This is a genomic window from Haemophilus haemolyticus (assembly GCF_003490935.1).
Lineage (GTDB): Bacteria > Pseudomonadota > Gammaproteobacteria > Enterobacterales > Pasteurellaceae > Haemophilus > Haemophilus haemolyticus_M.
In genome coordinates, this window is record NZ_QQGD01000001.1 from 59,337 (window position 1) to 77,322 (window position 17,986).

Sequence of the window (17,986 nt, forward strand, 5' to 3'; positions counted from 1 at the left end):
ACTCAACTTACTTAGAGGTTACAATGAAAAGAATTTTAATGGCCATCGTTGCAGTTTTAACATTAGCGACAGCGAATATCACTATGGCGGAAGATGTCTATTATTGGACAGATAGAACCTTAACCACAACTGGCGAAGATACTTTCCGTGTGAATAAAGCACAAGTGAATACCGATGAAGATCGTCGTTTACTTGAGGAAGATAAACAAAAATTCAGAAATATCATCGCCTATTATAAGAAAATTGATGCGGTTATCAAAGAGAAAAACAAAAAACCGTCATCTGCTTTGCAATATTATAACTATATGTTCGAAAAATTCAAAGATGTTTTTTATGCCTCAAAAGAAAAAAATAGATATGATAAAGAATATGTGAATTTACTTAGAGAAATCGCTCAAATCACCACAAATTATTATCTATCAGTGTATAAGGAATTGGGTACAGAACAATCGAAAAAAAGATTGGAATCAAAATCAAGAATTTTAGACGATACCGTTATTCTTCGATTTGTAACTGATAACCCAAATTATTATAAGTAAAGAAAGGGCGGAAATCCGCCCTTTCTTTATATCGTAGCACTAATATTCTTAAAATCATTATCAGATAATTTTATATTATCTTCCTTATCTTGCATATTTATATCTTTATCAACACCGTTTTTGTACTCATCATAAAATTTTCTTTCTTGCCCATAGAATTCGATCGTAGATTTAAACTCACCATTTAATAACTTATCGACAGCTAAATTTAAATACTCTTCAGTCGGTGTCTCTTTTCGATCATATTGAATTTGCGCAATCAACCCTTCTTTTAATTGACTACGCAAATTTTCATTCTTTAACATAGCTTCTATATTAATACGATCAGCAATATCGGGATTCTTATCAATAAAAGCATTAACTGATGTTAATTTCATTAAACCCGCATTAAGCTTATTTATTACCACCTTTTCACCATTAGTTGAATTTGGTACGATAACCATTTTAGGATCATCAGATAAATATTGAGAAAGATAACTGTTCACAAAAGCAATATATTCTTTACCATTTCTTGATAAACCCAAAAATTCAGGATCTAAAGCCTTTGTTAGATATTTATTAGCCACTAGTAAGAAAAGCTTTCTCGACGCTTCTGTACTATTACCAGGTTCATCTGTATATACCTGCATTTCAATAAATTTTCCTGGGTGAGTTGGTGTAGCATTTTATGCTAAGCTGAAAGTGTAATAACAAGCATAAATTGTGGTAAACGTTACACTCAATAAATCAAATTCAATCAAGGAATGGAAATGGCGAAGAAAATCGCTAAATTAGTGAAAGGCGCTGAATTAGGCCAACCATTCCAATTTAATCACTTCAGAGATTAGTTTTCAAATAAGGGCGAAATGTTGTCATAGTTTTTTGATAAAACTTGACGAACACCGCTTTCAAGCGTAACATTCGCCCGATTTTTTAACGAGAAGGACACACACTTTGGACAGTCATAGTCGATACCGAATATCGCTCTAGACGCCCGCCTTTTTATTATCGGCGCGCGTTCGCCGGTAAATTTACCGTTGTTTCGGCATCTCTTAACGAAAACTTTGCGATTTTTCACCGCACTTTCGTTTCTTCTTTAATTTGTTCACTGTTAGCTGTTCATAATCCTATAAGGAGTATGAAATGATCAACGCGTTTGCTATCAATGATTCCCGCTTGGTTCGCATTGACGAAGACCAAACTGATCTCAATACTGCCATTTGGCTTGATTTACTTGAGCCGACAGGCGAAGAGCGTGAAATGCTACAAGAAGGCTTAGGCCAGAGCTTAGCATCTTTTCTAGAATTGGAAGATATCGAAGCTTCCGCCCGTTTCTTTGAAGATGAAGACGGTTTACACCTTCACTCATTTTTTTATTGCGAAGATGAAGACAATTATGCTGATTTAGCGAGTGTCGCTTTTACTATTCGTGATGGTCGTTTATTTACGTTGCGTGATCGTGAGCTACCAGCATTCCGTTTATATCGTATGCGTTCTCGTAGCCAGCGTTTATTAGAATGTAATTCTTATGAAGTTTTACTGGATTTATTTGAAACGAAAATTGAGCAATTAGCGGACGTTATTGAAAACGTTTATGCAGATTTGGAAGAGTTGAGTCGCGTTATTTTAAACGGAAAACAAGATGAAGCCTTTGATGAGGCATTAAATACGCTCACGGAACAAGAAGATACGAGCTCAAAAGTTCGTTTGTGCTTGATGGATACTCAACGCGCACTAGGTTTCTTGGTTCGCAAAACGCGCTTACCAACAAACCAGTTAGAACAAGCACGAGAAATCTTACGAGATATTGAATCTTTGCAACCGCATAATGAATCCTTGTTCCAAAAAGTAAACTTTTTAATGCAAGCTGCAATGGGTTACATCAATATTGAACAGAACAAAATTATGAAATTTTTCTCTGTTGTTTCTGTGATGTTCCTTCCGGCGACATTAGTTGCATCCACTTATGGTATGAACTTTGATTTTATGCCTGAATTACATTTTAAATATGGTTATCCAATGGCAATTGGATTAATGATCGCAGCCGCATTGACACCATATATTTATTTTAGAAGAAAAGGATGGTTATGATGGAATTATCCCAAACCGCATTATTTATCGGATCAATTATTAATCTTTATGCACTTGTCTTAATCTTACGAGCTTGGTTACAGTTTGCTCGAGTGGATTATTACAACCCTGTTTCAACATTTGCAGTAAAAATGACTGATCCAGTATTAAAACCTCTGCGTAAAATTGCGCCTACTATAAAAAATATCGATACTTCTGCTTTACTTCTAGTATTTATTATCGGTATGTTAAAAGGTATTATTTATTCTGGTGTATCGGTAAATGTACTCTTAGTATTAGGTGTATTAACTGTGTTGAAAAGTATTGGTTTATCCATTTTTTATGTGCTTTTTATTGGCGCTGTTTTAAGTTGGTTTAATCGTGGCAATAGCCCTGTGATTTATGCGTTTTATCAACTCTCAGAACCTCTTTTAAAACCTATCCGTCGATTCCTACCAACATTAGGTATGATTGATTTTTCTCCTATGGTCATCGTATTTATCTTATTGTTCTTAAATAACCTAATGCTTGATATGTTAGGTGGACTTTGGATGATTGCTGGTTAGAGACCAATAGGTTATTGAATAATAATTTAGGGGCTAATCTACGTCAGCCCTTTAAATTAATATAGTTATATGTAGGTTAAAGTCTAGCTTACTGGTGAAATTCTTACAATAGCAGGAATTGAATTAAGTGAGCAATTTGGGGCAACGTTATTTTTTCTTTTGGTAAAGCCATCCGCAAGCTCATAAAAGAGCAGAGTTTAACGCAAGAACAACTTGAATTTGAAGCGGATATTTAACGTATTTATATGAGTAAATTAGAGCTTGGTCAATAACAACCGTCTTTAACAACAATTTTTAAATTAGAGAATTGATTAAAGTGTTCTGTAAGCGAATTAATTCAGCAGACAGAAGAAATTAATAGCAAGGGATAGGAATTTAGGGGACTTCCTACCTACCATTGAAATTAATGATGTTTCGGTGGATTAGAAAGCCCACTCTACGTTATTTTCCAAACAACGTTATCGATTCCAAATGCCCCGTATGAGGGAACATATCTATCACCGCAGTTTTTTCAATCTTGTAGCCAAAATCACGTAAAATTTCCGCATCACGCACTAATGTTGCAGGATTACAAGATACATATAAAATTTTCTTTGCTTTCAGCTCGCACAAAGCATTTAACGCGAAAGCTGCACCACTACGTGGAGGATCAAGCAAAATTTTATTGAACGACTGATGAGCCCAAGGTTGTTCAACAAAGGATTGGTCAAGATCAGCTTGGAAAAATTCAATATTCTTGATTTGGTTTCTTGCGGCATTTTGCTCCGCTTTTTGTACCATTTCAAAAACACCTTCAATTCCTACCGCACTTTTCACGCGTTTGGCGAGAGGAAGCGTAAAATTTCCCATGCCGCAAAATAAATCCAATACACAATCCTGTTGGCTCAATTCAAGCCAATCCAACGCAGTATTGACCATACGTTCATTTAATGCACGATTTACTTGGATGAAATCACGAATATCAAAATGTAATTTTATGCCATCAGAAAATTGATAATAAGGTGCATTACCATAAATTTGTTCAATGCCTTCATCACTTTGTAAAAACAGCATTAACTTTTCTTGTTCAGCAAATTTGAGCAATAAAGTGCGGTCAATTTCCGCAAGTTTTTTGGTGTAACGTAACAACATTGCAACGCCATTATCGGTCGCCACTAATTCAATATGCCCAAGCTGTTTCGGCGCAGAAAATTGTTCTAAAAGTGCGGCTAATTTAGGCAGTAAATAATTAATTACAGGTTCTGCCACTTCGCAAGATTGGACGGTAATTAAATCATTGGTATTTTTCTGACGAAAGCCCATTTCGACTTGTTTTGTGTTTGGATTAAACCACAAACTCAAACGCACACGACGACGATACGCCCAAGCATCGCCACAAATCATAGGTTGAAATGAAATCGGTTCTGACTGTAATTTACTTAATCGCTTAAACAATGCGGATTCTTTAGTTTTCCTCTGCATTTCAATCGGAATATGTTGCCCTTGGCAACCACCACAACGCATAAAATGAGCACATTTAGGTTCTAAACGTTCAGAACTTTTTACTAACCATTTTTTTGCCGTAGCATGCCCATATTGGCGTTTATCTTCCAGAATACGACATTCCACTTTTTCGTGCGGAAGTGCATTTTCAATAAACCAAGTTTTACCATTAATTTTCGCGACGCCTAAACCTTGATAATCTAAATCAAGAATATCAGCGGTAATGGTTTGAACATTTTTTGTTTTTTGCTTTGGGGTATAAAGAAGAACCATTGTTTGAAGAATTACGCCAAATTAATTAAGTATACACATTGCAGAATAGTTATTCATTGATATTCCATTTGATGGAATCAATACACTTTGACCCCACAAATATTGGCATAATTTTTATTTAGAGTAAATCACTGATAAGAAAAGGTGTAAATGGCAACCGCATTTACTGTGCCATCTATGATATTTCCATCTTTATATAAGCGAGTGATCGCTGTTTTTTATACGCTTTTTATAGCCAATTTGCTAGTAAGTATACTTACTAGTGTTATCTCTTTACAGAGATAACACAAAACATCTTGCTAAGAAATTTTCTATAATAAGGAATGAAAAATGAACAAGTTTAAAATAACTGTTACTACAACATTACTCGGTTTATCATTAATGAGTGTATCTACTTACGCTAATGTAGTGACTGCTGCACAAGTAGAAATAGAAGCAGCAAGGGCGGAACGCACCCTGCAGGCATCGAATGAACTGCAAAAAGGTAATTATTCTAAAGCTATAGAATATGCTGAACCTGTAGCAAACGCACCTATTACCGAATTCAACCAAGAGATTATTTCAAATTCTCAATTTATCCTCGGCTATAGTTATTTAGCTAAGAAGAACAAAAAGAAAGCAATATTATGGTTTCAAAAATCTTGTAAAAATGGCTTTTCTAGTAGTTGCAGCATGTTAGAAAAAATTAAGAGATAGTAAAATGAATGATCTATTTATTAGTTCTGTAATTCTTATAGCTTTACCTTTAATTGCATTATTGGGATTAAAAGTAATGAATATAGAAAGAACAATTGGAAAAATTATCGTGCTTTTGTCATTAAGTGTTGGATATGCTTTTACCTTAGGCGATGTTCTTACATTTAATAATGAAAATATGCCTATCTTAAATTACATTCAGTTAGCATATTACTCTGCAATAAGTTTCTTTGTTTTCGGCTTTGCTGGATTATTTTTTAGCACAAAAGCGGGAATAAGTGAAAAGGGTTTAAAATAAACATCATAGGCAAACATTGTTTGCCTTTATTTTTGCTTTACATTTTTAAAAAAATCATTTTAACAAGAGAATGTGCTGTGAGAATAATTCTCGGCTTTTTAATGGTTTATCGCCAAGATAAGGTTTCAGCGCAATACGAGTAAAACGTTTTGCCGCTTGACGTACCGCATCATCAGAAAAATCTAGGGCTTCAAAGGCTAACAAATCTCTTCCGTAAAAAGTGAGATTATCTTTCACTAAAGAAGCGATGAAACCTTTTTCCTCACGATAACGATATGTCATTGAAAAATCGACTGGCTCGCCAGAACCCGCACAATGAAGAAAATCCACGCCGTAACCGAGAATTTGTAAAAGTTGAAATTCAAAAAGACGCAACGTTGGCTCAACGTTGGTTTCAGTTGCCAAGCCTGTTAAGCATTTTAAATAATGTTGAAACAGCGAAGGATTCGGCGTTTCAGGCTCAATGACACGAGTCAGTAACTCATTCACATAAAAACCGCTATAAAGTGCGGTTTGTTGTAAAGGAAGTGTTATTGCGGCGGGTTCAGCTTTAGTAAGGGTTTTCAATGAACTTTTTCCCGTCCAACGCAACAATAAAGGTGTGAAAGGTTGCAAAACCGACTTCCAAGATGAACGCTTTGCTCTAGCGCCCTTGGCGATCACGGTTAGGCGACCACTTTCTTCAGTAAACAAATCGACTAAAAGACTCGTTTCACTATAAGGGCGACGATGAAGAATAAAGCCTCGCTGGAGTTCGGTTTGCACAATTAATTACCGGATAAACGCTCTACGGGTTGTAATACACATTGTTCTGCTAAAACTTCACCTAAATTAGTTTTTAGCACACTGAAATCATCGCGCTCTTGCCACGTCCAACGAATATTGCCATAATTTTTACCGCGCTCAGAAATCATTAATGTCAATTTTTCTGACATAGAATTAAAAGTCACCGTAATGTGATGCAATGATTTTTTACGTTTTTTCTGAGTGGAATGAACCACACGAACTTGCTTATCATCTTTACACAAATAAACTTTAGCCTCACCTTTTTGCAAAGCTTTATCTACTTTTTCCACCTGCATCTTTTGCGGCTCTGGCTTCTTTGGTAAACCATTTTGAGCGCAACCGATCAAGCAAAGTGCGGTTAAAATTAGAAACGTTTTTTTAAACATAGAATCCTACTTGCAAAAGAAAAATGGGCGATTGCTCGCCCTAAAAATTATTTTTTATATTCATAAGAACCATCAGACTGACGGACAAATCGCGTACCGTTAGATAAACGCATTTCATTTACTCGCCCTTGACTGTTCACAGATACTGCAACTTTATCACCCGGTTTAAAGCTACTTAAAACATTGCCAGCACCCGCTGCTTTACTCATTGCATTAACATCCGAAATATTAAGTTGATTGTCACGGAATACTTGCATAAGAGAAACGCCTTTAGGCACAGTTAATGTTTTCGCCGATGCAGTTGGTGCTGCTGCTTTCGTTGCAGGTTTTGCATCAACAATTTGAACTTTAGTTTCTTTTTTAACTTGAACCGGTTTTGCTTCAACAATAGGTGCTTTTCCTGCTGTTTTAGCGACGGTTTGTTCAGTTGCTTTTGCTGGTACATGTGCTTTTTCAGCAACCTTCACTTCTTTTTTCGCGATATCTTTATGCGCAACTTGTTGTTCTACTACTTTTTTCACCGGTGGAACTGGTGCTACAACAGTTGGCGCTTTTGGCTGTTCCACTTGAGCTTGTTGAGCTTGAGTTTGTGATTGCTCAGGTTGAGCTGCTTGCATAGGTTTAGCTGAAGCTGAATCCATTGTATTTGAGGTTTGAACTGGAGCTTGAGCCATATTTTGTGACGCAACCATGTTTTGTGGCTCAGCTACGTTTTCTGCAGGTTGATTTTGAGCGGTCGCACTATTAGCCGATTCATCTGCTTTTGGCGCATTTTCAGGTTGGTTAGCTTGCTCTGCCGCCATCTGATTTTGTGCAGGAGGATTATCTAAAATCGTGGTTTCAACTGGTTGATTTTGATCTAAAGATTGGAACTGCACTGGGATTTCATTGCTGTTAGATTGAGTGAAAGACTCAACGGTGTCAGAACTTGGTTTTAATGCAAAGAAAATAATTAATAAAATGACCAACGCCAAAATAGCCATAAATAAACGGCGATGTTTTGCTGGTAATACTTGCAACACTTTCCATTTTTCTGGTTGGGCTAAAATAGGTTTTTCAGCCTTTTCGACGGTTTCATCCGTGTTATTTTCAGCACTGATTTCTTCATCAACAGTAGAAATATTTTCTTCTGTGGAAGAAGTTTGAAGAACTGGCTCTTGTGCTGTTTTCAAATTTTCACTCGGAATTAAAGGAGCATTTTCTTGCGCTGATGAATCGCCAAAAGTAGGTTCTTTACGTTGCTGAAAGTTAGTTTGCACGTGATTTTTTTTGGCAAATAACCCTTTTGCTTTACCTAAAATTGACGAACTTGGCTGAATTGTTTTCTTTGGTGTAATCGGCTCTTGGTTAAGGCCTAAATCTAATTCATCTTGAGATGATTGTTCATTTTGATTTTTATTCATAGAATCCACTGGATTACTCCTGATACTTGTTGTTATTCATGTTAATTAGCCACGGAAGTGCGGCGAAAAAATTACGCGATATTTTATCGGATCTTATTCCGCGTATAAAGTCTTATTTGGTTCGCCAGCAATTTCTCGTGCGAGTTTGGGAACAAGATAGCCAGATGTAAGAGATTGCAAGGTTTTATAAATTTGCATAGCCTCGATATCGCTAATCAGAAAATGGCTCGCTCCTTGCACTTTATCTAGCAAATGCAAGTAATAAGGCAAAATTCCTGTTTGGAAAAGTTTATCACTCAATATTTTTAGAATTTGCGCGTCATCATTCACGCCTTTTAGCAAAACGGATTGATTCAAAAGCGTGACATTCACGGCTTTTAATTTTTGCATCGCATGAGCAAAAATTTGATCAATTTCATTTGGGTGATTAATGTGTGTCACCATAACTGTTTGCAAACGAGTTTCTGCTAATAAGGTACAAAATTCATCAGTAATCCGTTGCGGAATCACAACAGGCAAACGGGTGTGAATACGCAAACGTTGTAAGTGCGGTATATTTTCCAAATGTTTTATTAACCACGCTAACTCATGATCTTTCGCCATTAAAGGATCACCGCCTGAAAAAATCACTTCTTCAATTTCAGGATGCACTGCAATGTAATCTAATGCTAGTTGCCAGCTTTTTTTATTTCCTGGGTTTTCGTCGTAAGGAAAATGTCGGCGGAAGCAATAACGACAATTCACCGCACAACCACCCTTCGCCATAAAGAGCAAGCGGTTTTGATATTTATGAAGAATATTCGGCACGGCATTGGCATTTTTTTCTTCTAAGGGATCTGTACTAAATCCTTTGGCTTGTACAAACTCAAGATCAGAACACATCACTTGCAAGAAAAGGGGATCTTGCGGATTACCTTTTTCTATTTTATCAATGAAGGGTTGTGGTACGCGAAGCGAAAAAAGTTTCCGCGCAGCAATAGATTGCTCAAAATCATCTTCTGGTAAATTTAAGGCTTTTAGCAATAATTTAGGAGCTGAAATCGCATTTTTTAGAATTGTGAGCCAATTTTGTTCTTCTCTAATGACGGGTTCTTGGGTTAAAATACGCACTTTTCAAACCATCTCTAATTTTTAGGATATTAAAAATATGGCTACATATACTACCAGTGATTTCAAACCAGGTCTAAAATTTATGCAAGACGGCGAACCTTGCGTAATCGTTGAAAATGAATTCGTAAAACCGGGTAAAGGTCAAGCTTTCACCCGTACTCGTATTCGTAAATTAATTTCAGGCAAAGTATTAGACGTAAACTTCAAATCTGGTACTTCGGTTGAAGCTGCTGATGTTATGGATCTTAACTTAACTTATTCATACAAAGACGATGCATTCTGGTATTTCATGCACCCAGAAACATTTGAACAATATTCTGCTGATGCAAAAGCTGTAGGTGATGCAGAAAAATGGTTATTAGACCAAGCAGATTGTATCGTGACTTTATGGAACGGCGCGCCAATTACTGTTACTCCACCAAACTTTGTTGAATTAGAAATCGTCGATACAGACCCAGGCCTTAAAGGCGATACAGCAGGTACTGGCGGTAAACCAGCAACATTAAGCACTGGCGCAGTCGTAAAAGTGCCTCTTTTCGTTCAAATCGGTGAAGTAATCAAAGTAGATACTCGTTCTGGCGAATACGTATCTCGCGTAAAATAATTGCTTAGATGACAAAAGTGCGGGTAATTTCTGCGATATATTATGTCGCAGTAATAAAAAGCACTACAATTCATGCGATAAAAATGCCTTTCCGTTCATAAATAGGAAAGGCATTTTTTATAAATAATATAGTTTGGTATAAAGCATAAAAAACCAATCAGTCAAATTTTTCTGTTATTTTATGCTTTAATTAAAACATTTTTACTTATATTATAGAATAGAGTAAAATGAAGCACGATTTTCAAAAATCGACTATAAAATTTTATTTTTAACAAAAATCCTTTGGAGGAACCCTAATGAATATTCGAATTGAGAAATCTTCTCTTCTCTTCTCTTCTCTTCTCTTCTCTTCTCTTCTCTTCTCTTCTCTTCTCTTCTCTTCTGCTGTACAAGCAAAGGAAGATAATGGAAAAGGGATTTATGTGCAAGCCGATTGGGTGCACGCACGTGAAAAAATAGAGACAGACGCTCCAAATCAACCTGAAATATTACAAGACTATTCATACATCAAAACTCATTCCAACCATCCTCGTTTTTCTATTGGTTATGATTTTGGCAATTGGCGAATTGCAGTAGATTATGCTCATTATCGTAAATGGAGTCACGGCAAACATCTTATTAGTGAACCTATCGAAAAAGATCCTGCTGGATCGACTCCTCCGATGAATCTAGTTAAATCTAGCACAGTAATTGATCACAAAGATGCAGGTAGTTTCCAAGCCAAGAATTCTTATGGTATTTCTGTAATTTATGATTTTGATACTGAATATAAAATTAAACCTTATATTGGTGCAAGAATTGGAGTTGGGCATGTTGCTGCCAGCGGTTACACAAAAGATGAATTTACAACAAAACTTACATTAAAGGCTAACAATATGCCAATAGGCGGAGATGTGAAGGCGGCTCAGGAAACATCATATTCCAGAACCATAAAACGCATTGGCTTTGGTTTTATTGGCGGTATTGGCTATGACATTACACCGAATATTACCTTAGACTTAGGTTATCGTTATAATGATTGGGGACATTTAGAAAACGTGCGTTTTAAAACTCACGAAGCCTCTTTCGGTGTACGTTACCGTTTTTAATTAAACAAATTTAGTTTTCTATTTATGATCTGCACCCCAAAACCTGGACACCTAATTTGAGGTGCAGATTATGTCCTACTCTTATCAATTTCGTTTGAAAATTATCAAACTCGTCACCGAACAGGATTATGGTATCCGTGAGGTGGCTAAACTTCATCAAATTTCCCATGCTCTCGTCATTTATTGGCTAAAAGCATTTCGGGAAAGAGGGCTTGATGGCGTAAAATCGCCTTATACAAACCTTCAAACACCGAAAATGCATTAAACTTGGTTTAAAAGGATTGAGCCCAGTACAATGCCGAGCTCAATATTTAAGTTAACTAACCTGTCCAACTTTTGGGGGGGGGCAGATCACTTTTCTTTACAAGCCAAATATTTTCTCTACAATACCCGACCTAACGATTTGCCTAGTGCAAATCCCTGACCTGAAATCAGACAAAAGAGAATATTATGACAACCCAATTCAAACCAGAATTACTTTCCCCTGCTGGCTCCCTTAAAAATATGCGCTACGCCTTTGCTTATGGCGCTGATGCCGTTTATGCTGGCCAACCTCGTTATAGTTTGCGTGTACGTAACAATGAATTTAATCACGCCAATTTAAAAATTGGGATCGATGAAGCCCATGCGCTTGACAAAAAATTCTATGTAGTGGTGAATATTGCACCGCATAATTCCAAACTCAAAACTTTTATCAAAGATTTACAACCTGTGATCGACATGGGCCCAGATGCCTTAATTATGTCCGACCCAGGCTTAATCATGTTGGTGCGTGAAAATTTCCCAAATATTGATATTCACCTTTCTGTACAAGCAAATGCGGTAAACTGGGCAACGGTAAAATTCTGGAAACAAATGGGATTAACTCGCGTGATTTTATCGCGCGAATTATCCATTGAAGAGATCGCAGAAATTCGCCAACACGTGCCAGATATCGAACTCGAAATCTTCGTACATGGTGCGTTATGTATGGCATATTCTGGCCGTTGCTTACTTTCTGGCTATATCAACAAACGTGACCCAAACCAAGGTACTTGCACGAATGCTTGCCGTTGGGAATACAAAATGGAAGAAGGCACCACGGATGAAGTGGGCAACATCGTGCCGAAAATCGACCCTGCTCAACAAATAGAAGTGAAAAATGTGGCACCAACCTTGGGCGAAGGTGCAGTAACGGATAAAGTCTTCCTTTACACCGAATCACAAAAGCCAGATGAGCAAATGACCGCTTTTGAAGATGAGCACGGCACCTACTTTATGAACTCAAAAGATCTGCGTGCAGTACAACACGTAGAAAAATTAACCGCTCTTGGTGTGCATTCTTTAAAAATCGAAGGCCGTACTAAATCATTCTATTATTGCGCAAGAACCGCACAAGTTTACCGCAAAGCCATTGATGATGCGGCAGCAGGCAAACCATTTGATGAAAGCTTAATGGATACTTTAGAATCCCTTGCTCATCGTGGTTATACCGAAGGTTTCTTACGTCGTCATACACACGATGAATACCAAAATTACGAATACGGTTATTCTATTTCTGATCGTCAACAGTTTGTCGGTGAATTTACGGGTAAACGTAACGAACAAGGTATGGCTGAAGTGGCGGTGAAGAATAAATTCTTGCTTGGTGATGAAGTAGAAATGATGACGCCACAAGGCAACATCGTCTTTAAGATTGAAAAAATGCTTAATCGTAAAAATGAAACGGTTGATGCAGCACTAGGCGATGGGCATTTTGTGTTCTTAGACGTACCACAAGATATCAACTTAGACTACGCCTTATTAATGCGTAATTTAGTCAATAGCAATACAAGAAATCCACATAATTAAATGATAAAAAATTATTTGTTAAAAAAATGTTGCATTTTTGTATTTTATTATTATAATACGCCACATACCTGATTTGTTAATTCAACAACTCATAGTATGACTCCAAATATTTTTGCCCTTTCAGCTTTTGAAAGGGCTTTTTTTTTATTCGGAATATTCTGCGACTTCAAACCAACTTTCTAGAATCAAACAAGCAGAGATCCCATCTACTTTGCCTTTTTTTAAGGCACGAAAACCGCCTCTGTCAAAAATTTCACTGCGTGCCTCTGTTGTTGTTAAACGTTCATCTTGTAGCTGAACATTAACACCAAAACGACCCTGTAAACGCTTTGCAAATTTACGAGCACGCAAAGTGAGATCTTGTTCTGTTCCATCCATATTTAAAGGCAAACCAACAACGACAACATCTGGTTTCCATTCTTTCAGGCATTTTTCGATCGCATCCCAGTTTGGAATACCATCTTGCGCCTTAAAAGCAGGCAAGGCTTGTGCGGTGCCAGTAATACTTTGCCCTACAGCACAGCCAATACTTTTGGTACCAAAATCAAAAGCAAGTGCAGTAATCCCCATTAGCTATGCCCCACTTGTGCAAACACAAAATTATGTGGGTGAATACCAAGTAATTGATTCGCTGCAACATAGCGCTCATCATAAGGCATATCAAATAAAATCTGATCGTTCGCAGTAGCGACTAACCAAGCATTATCAGTGATTTCTTTTTCCAACTGCCCAGCCTCCCAGCTAGAGCATCCTAGAGCGATAAGATATTTTTCTGGTGCAAGTTCAGAACCTAGCGTCTCTATTACATCAGCAGAGGTTGTCATTGAAAGATCATCCGTGATTTTATAAGTATGCTGGAATTCATTAGGTGTATTCTTATGTAGAATAAAACCTCTTTCACTATGCATGGGGCCACCTGCTACCACCATTTCATTGCTAAAAGTGCGGTCATTTTTCATCATAAAATTGAGTTTTGAATAAAGCTCCGCAATGCTTAAATCCGTTGGCTGATTAATCACTAATCCCATCGAACCTTGCTCATTATGCTCGCACATAAACACCACAGTACGATTAAAATAATCGTCTAAGTGTGGCATCGCGATCAAAAATTTTCCTTGTAACTCCATCATTCACCTAAATCTCCAAAACAAATTTGTAGTGCACTAATCGCCGCAAGCGATGCAGTTTCAGTACGCAGAACACGCTTTCCTAATAAAATTTCAGTAAATCCTTGCTGTTCAGTTTGTGCAATTTCTTGTGCAGATAATCCACCTTCTGAGCCAATTAATAAGCGAACACCTTCAACGGGAATATTCGGTAAGGTTTTAATCGAATATTGCGCGCGTGGATGCAAATTCAATTTTAGCGCGCCGTCATTTTCTGCACACCAATCTTGCAATTTCATCAGTGGACGAATCTCCGGCACAATATTACGGCCACACTGTTCACAAGCAGCAATCGCAATTTTTTGCCATTGTTGGATTTTTTTATCCATGCGTTCGCCATCAAGCTTTACGCCACAGCGTTCAGACCATAATGGTGTAATCACATTCACACCCAATTCCACCGATTTTTGAATGGTAAATTCCATTCGCTCTCCGCGAGAAATCACTTGCCCCAAATGAATTTTTAAATTGGATTCTTTATCCGCAAGCTCACGCCCCAAAATCGCTACCTTTACAATTTTTTTATTCGACTCAATAATTTTGGCTGGATAAATATGATTAGAACCATCAAAGAGTTCAATTTGCTCTCCTTCTGTCATTCTTAACACGCGCCCTACATGATTTGCCGCGTCTTCTGAAAGCTGGCATTGAGTTTGATTTTCAAGGTATTCAGGATGATAAATTCTTGGTATGCGCATAATGTTTATCTATATTAATGAAAAAGTGCGGTTAAAATTCACCGCACTTTTGATGTTGAAATTAATCCGAAAGATTCTGCGGCAATCGCTCTAGAATAGCTTTCCAATAAGTTGAAGAACGTAAATTGTGTTTACGAATACAATCCTCCACCGCATCCGCATTTCCGGCAAGGCAAATTTGTTGCATTTCTAAATAGAATGTTTTTGTAAGTTCTCGGTGTTTTTCTTCTTTAAAAAATAAAAAACCAATTCGTTGGTAAACCCCTTTCAAACTATTAAAAATTAAACGATAAAAGGGCTTATTAGCCACTACGGTAAATTGACGAAATAATTTGTAATCAAATTCTGTGTAATCTTGCGCCGTATTTTGTAATTGATCTAATTCAGCAAAAAGTGCGGCAGATTGTTGAGGAGAATTTTTTACTGCCTCATAAATATAAGATTCAGACATTTTACTGCGTAAAGACAACATATTGTCAATAATCAAAGGCGCTGACTGCATATCTAAACCGATTAGTGTTTCAATAATATTCGGCCCTGCCGTATCCCAGATATTATTTACTTTTGTTGGTTTGCCGTGCTGAATAGTCAGCCAACCATCACGCGCTAAACGTTGTAAAACTTCACGCAAAGTGGTGCGAGTCACTCCGATCTTATCGGCTAAATCACGTTCTGATGGTAAATTACTGCCTGCGGGAAAAACATCTTGCCAAATGCTTTTCACTATATATTCTTCAGCTAAAGCGGCGGGGCTTTGGGCTTTCAAAATGTCATTATCATGTTGCATAAATTAAAAAATCAGATAAAAATCAAAAAAAAATGCAATTTTATAAAAAAATTACTTACTTTTTATTATCCTTTAAAGGGGGATATATTACAATGTTAGCGCAATAAAAAATAATGGAGTACTTTATGACAAACACACAAGCTTTTATGAAAAACTTTCTTGGGGCAAGTCCAGAATGGTATAAGCTCGCCATTGTGGTTTTTCTTATTATTAATCCTATTATTTTCTTTTTAGTCAGCCCTTTTATTGCGGGTTGGTTGCTCGTCGCTGAATTCATTTTTACGTTAGCAATGGCATTAAAATGCTATCCGTTACAACCCGGTGGCTTATTAGCAATTGAAGCTATAATTATAGGGATGACTAATGTAGAACACGTAAAAACGGAAATTATGGCAAACTTTGAAGTGGTATTGCTATTAATGTTCATGGTGGCAGGGATTTTCTTCATGAAACAACTGCTTCTTTACGTATTCACGAAATTACTTGTCAAAATTCGTTCAAAAATCGCACTTTCTTTAGCTTTCTGTTTTAGCGCTGCCTTCTTATCAGCCTTCCTTGATGCATTAACGGTTGTTGCCGTAATTATCAGCGTAGCAATGGGATTCTATGGTGTTTACCACAAAGTCGCATCAGGTAATAATTTAATTGATGCCGTCGATATTGCTGATGATGGAAAAATTGCAACACAACATCATGAAACCTTAGAAAAATTCCGTTCATTCTTACGTAGCTTGATGATGCATGCTGGCGTCGGAACCGCACTTGGTGGCGTAATGACAATGGTGGGTGAACCACAAAACTTAATCATTGCCGAACAAGCCAAATGGAACTTCATCGAATTTTTCTTCCGTATGGCGCCAGTTACTGTTCCAGTATTTATCTGCGGATTGCTCACTTGCTTCTTAGTCGAAAAATTCAAATTATTCGGTTATGGTGAAAAATTACCTGAAGACGTATGGAAAATCTTGTCAGATTTAGACCGCACTAATTCAGAGAAAATGTCTAAACAAGACAAAATTAAATTAGGCGTCCAAGCGTTAATCGCAATTTGGTTAATTCTTGGATTGGCGTTCCATCTCGCGGCGGTAGGCTTAATTGGTTTAAGTATCATCATTTTTGCAACTGCATTCACTGGTGTTACTGACGAGCACACTATCGGTAAAGCATTCCAAGAATCCTTGCCTTTCACTGCATTGCTCGTGGTATTCTTCTCAGTGGTTGCCGTAATTATTGATCAAAAACTTTTTGCGCCAATCATTCACTTCGTTCTTTCTTCAGAAGAAAATACACAACTTGCCTTATTCTATGTATTTAACGGCTTGCTTTCTTCTATCTCTGATAACGTATTCGTTGCAACGGTTTACATCAATGAAGCCAAAGCGGCGTTAACGAATGGAGTAATTGCTCCGCACCAATTTGAATTGCTCTCTGTTGCAATCAATACAGGTACAAACTTGCCATCAGTAGCAACACCAAATGGGCAAGCCGCATTCTTGTTCTTATTGACCTCATCGCTAGCGCCATTAATTCGTCTTTCTTACGGAAGAATGGTTTATATGGCTTTACCTTACACGATTGTACTTTCACTCATTGGTTTACTAGCTATTGAATTTATCTTACCAGCCACCACTATTTGGCTAGCAAGTTTAGGCTTGATTTTACCAATCTAAGGAGAAGAAATGCTCGCACTTTTAAAACGATTTTCTGAAAAACGTTCTGCTTGGTTCCTGCTGGCATTCTCAAGTTTAGCACTAGAATCTACCGCACTTTACTTCCAATATGGAATGGGATTACAACCTTGTGTACTTTGTGTATATGAACGTTTAGCAATAATTGGGTTATTTATTGCGGGCATTATAGGTTTACTTCAACCTCGCGCTTTAATCATTCGATTAATCGCTTTGGCATTAGGCTTATTCAGCGGCATTAAGGGATTATTGGTTTCATTCCGTCATCTTGATTTACAAATGAATCCAGCCCCTTGGAAACAATGTGAATTTATTCCAAACTTTCCTGAGACTTTACCATTTCACCAATGGTTGCCATTTATGTTTAGCCCGACCGGCTCTTGTAATGAAAGTCAATGGTCATTATTGGGGGTGACGATGGTGCAATGGTTGGTATTTATTTTTGCAGTATATGTGATAATTCTTGCTTTATTATTAATAGTGCAAATAGTCAAAACACGAAAACAAAGAAGAATATTTAATTAAAAAAATACGGTG

Annotated in this window: 21 protein-coding genes; 11 read left to right on the forward strand and 10 right to left on the reverse strand. The window is 37.1% G+C overall.

Annotated elements, in window-relative coordinates; all coding sequences use genetic code 11:
- The first annotated feature begins 38 nt into the window (after window positions 1–38).
- On the forward strand, window positions 39–539 hold the full coding sequence (locus DV417_RS00360; protein WP_118877908.1) for a hypothetical protein: 501 nt from the start codon (window positions 39–41) through the stop codon (window positions 537–539).
- A gap of 26 nt (window positions 540–565) precedes the next feature.
- On the opposite strand, the gene DV417_RS00365 is transcribed toward DV417_RS00360, so the two are convergent.
- Window positions 566–1,168, reverse strand: a complete 603-nt coding sequence (locus DV417_RS00365) for a hypothetical protein (RefSeq protein ID WP_118877909.1) — start codon at window positions 1,166–1,168, stop codon at window positions 566–568.
- A 493-nt stretch (window positions 1,169–1,661) separates the two neighbouring features.
- Between DV417_RS00365 and corA the strand changes: the two genes are divergently transcribed.
- Together corA and DV417_RS00380 are read left to right on the forward strand one after the other, a co-directional pair.
- On the forward strand, window positions 1,662–2,609 hold the full coding sequence (gene corA, locus DV417_RS00375; RefSeq protein WP_005629627.1) for a magnesium/cobalt transporter CorA: 948 nt from the start codon (window positions 1,662–1,664) through the stop codon (window positions 2,607–2,609).
- Window positions 2,609–3,154 (forward strand): YggT family protein, encoded by a 546-nt coding sequence (locus DV417_RS00380; RefSeq protein WP_118877910.1) that lies wholly within the window; start codon window positions 2,609–2,611, stop codon window positions 3,152–3,154. Before corA ends, DV417_RS00380 begins: the two co-directional genes overlap by 1 nt.
- A gap of 441 nt (window positions 3,155–3,595) precedes the next feature.
- Here the strand turns inward: DV417_RS00380 and rlmD are convergent, their stop codons facing one another.
- Window positions 3,596–4,909: a 23S rRNA (uracil(1939)-C(5))-methyltransferase RlmD gene (gene rlmD, locus DV417_RS00385; RefSeq protein ID WP_114908631.1), complete on the reverse strand. Its 1,314-nt coding sequence runs from the start codon at window positions 4,907–4,909 to the stop codon at window positions 3,596–3,598.
- A gap of 330 nt (window positions 4,910–5,239) precedes the next feature.
- On the opposite strand from rlmD, the gene DV417_RS00390 reads away from it, so the two are divergent.
- A complete protein-coding gene (locus tag DV417_RS00390; protein ID WP_239990458.1) occupies window positions 5,240–5,605 on the forward strand; it encodes a hypothetical protein in 366 nt (121 codons plus the stop codon).
- A gap of 4 nt (window positions 5,606–5,609) precedes the next feature.
- Entirely contained in the window at window positions 5,610–5,903 is a 294-nt protein-coding gene (locus DV417_RS00395) for a hypothetical protein (protein ID WP_114908632.1), read from the forward strand.
- A 54-nt stretch (window positions 5,904–5,957) separates the two neighbouring features.
- Here DV417_RS00395 and recO read toward each other — a convergent pair whose 3' ends face one another.
- The 4 genes from recO to epmB all read right to left on the reverse strand — a co-directional run bounded on the left by recO (window position 5,958) and on the right by epmB (window position 9,588).
- Window positions 5,958–6,668 (reverse strand): DNA repair protein RecO, encoded by a 711-nt coding sequence (gene recO, locus DV417_RS00400; protein WP_114908633.1) that lies wholly within the window; start codon window positions 6,666–6,668, stop codon window positions 5,958–5,960.
- A gap of 2 nt (window positions 6,669–6,670) precedes the next feature.
- Window positions 6,671–7,075: an Opacity-associated protein OapB gene (locus tag DV417_RS00405; RefSeq protein ID WP_118877911.1), complete on the reverse strand. Its 405-nt coding sequence runs from the start codon at window positions 7,073–7,075 to the stop codon at window positions 6,671–6,673.
- A gap of 47 nt (window positions 7,076–7,122) precedes the next feature.
- Window positions 7,123–8,487: an opacity-associated protein OapA gene (oapA, locus tag DV417_RS00410; protein WP_118877912.1), complete on the reverse strand. Its 1,365-nt coding sequence runs from the start codon at window positions 8,485–8,487 to the stop codon at window positions 7,123–7,125.
- 84 nt (window positions 8,488–8,571) lie between these two features.
- Window positions 8,572–9,588 carry an EF-P beta-lysylation protein EpmB gene (gene epmB, locus DV417_RS00415; protein WP_118877913.1) on the reverse strand — a complete coding sequence of 339 codons (1,017 nt, stop codon included), beginning with the start codon at window positions 9,586–9,588 and terminating at the stop codon, window positions 8,572–8,574.
- Between the two features lie 37 nt (window positions 9,589–9,625).
- Between epmB and efp the strand changes: the two genes are divergently transcribed.
- The 4 genes from efp (at window position 9,626) to trhP (ending at window position 13,110) form a co-directional block, all read left to right on the forward strand.
- Entirely contained in the window at window positions 9,626–10,192 is a 567-nt protein-coding gene (efp, locus tag DV417_RS00420) for an elongation factor P (RefSeq protein WP_005635150.1), read from the forward strand.
- 296 nt (window positions 10,193–10,488) lie between these two features.
- A complete protein-coding gene (locus DV417_RS00425; RefSeq protein WP_118877914.1) occupies window positions 10,489–11,280 on the forward strand; it encodes an opacity family porin in 792 nt (263 codons plus the stop codon).
- A gap of 70 nt (window positions 11,281–11,350) precedes the next feature.
- Window positions 11,351–11,545: a transposase gene (locus DV417_RS00430; protein WP_118775411.1), complete on the forward strand. Its 195-nt coding sequence runs from the start codon at window positions 11,351–11,353 to the stop codon at window positions 11,543–11,545.
- Window positions 11,546–11,730: 185 nt separating this feature from the next.
- The gene (gene trhP / locus DV417_RS00435) at window positions 11,731–13,110 is read left to right on the forward strand and encodes a prephenate-dependent tRNA uridine(34) hydroxylase TrhP (protein WP_118775410.1); all 1,380 of its coding nucleotides are present in this window, start codon (window positions 11,731–11,733) and stop codon (window positions 13,108–13,110) included.
- Window positions 13,111–13,254: 144 nt separating this feature from the next.
- On the opposite strand, the gene ruvX is transcribed toward trhP, so the two are convergent.
- The 4 genes from ruvX to fadR all read right to left on the reverse strand — a co-directional run bounded on the left by ruvX (window position 13,255) and on the right by fadR (window position 15,761).
- Window positions 13,255–13,680 carry a Holliday junction resolvase RuvX gene (gene ruvX / locus DV417_RS00440; RefSeq protein ID WP_118775409.1) on the reverse strand — a complete coding sequence of 142 codons (426 nt, stop codon included), beginning with the start codon at window positions 13,678–13,680 and terminating at the stop codon, window positions 13,255–13,257.
- Complete coding sequence (locus tag DV417_RS00445) at window positions 13,680–14,240, reverse strand: YqgE/AlgH family protein (protein ID WP_005627726.1); 561 nt, start codon at window positions 14,238–14,240, stop codon at window positions 13,680–13,682. The genes ruvX and DV417_RS00445 overlap by 1 nt, the downstream gene beginning before the upstream one ends.
- Entirely contained in the window at window positions 14,237–14,974 is a 738-nt protein-coding gene (gene rsmE, locus DV417_RS00450; protein WP_118775408.1) for a 16S rRNA (uracil(1498)-N(3))-methyltransferase, read from the reverse strand. Before rsmE ends, DV417_RS00445 begins: the two co-directional genes overlap by 4 nt.
- 61 nt (window positions 14,975–15,035) lie before the next feature.
- Window positions 15,036–15,761, reverse strand: coding sequence for a fatty acid metabolism transcriptional regulator FadR (gene fadR / locus DV417_RS00455; RefSeq protein ID WP_118877915.1), 726 nt, complete (start codon window positions 15,759–15,761; stop codon window positions 15,036–15,038).
- Between the two features lie 125 nt (window positions 15,762–15,886).
- Between fadR and nhaB the strand changes: the two genes are divergently transcribed.
- Together nhaB and dsbB are read left to right on the forward strand one after the other, a co-directional pair.
- Window positions 15,887–17,431, forward strand: coding sequence for a Na(+)/H(+) antiporter NhaB (nhaB, locus tag DV417_RS00460; protein ID WP_118877916.1), 1,545 nt, complete (start codon window positions 15,887–15,889; stop codon window positions 17,429–17,431).
- A 9-nt stretch (window positions 17,432–17,440) separates the two neighbouring features.
- Entirely contained in the window at window positions 17,441–17,974 is a 534-nt protein-coding gene (gene dsbB, locus DV417_RS00465) for a disulfide bond formation protein DsbB (protein ID WP_118877917.1), read from the forward strand.
- The last annotated feature ends 12 nt before the right edge of the window (window positions 17,975–17,986 follow it).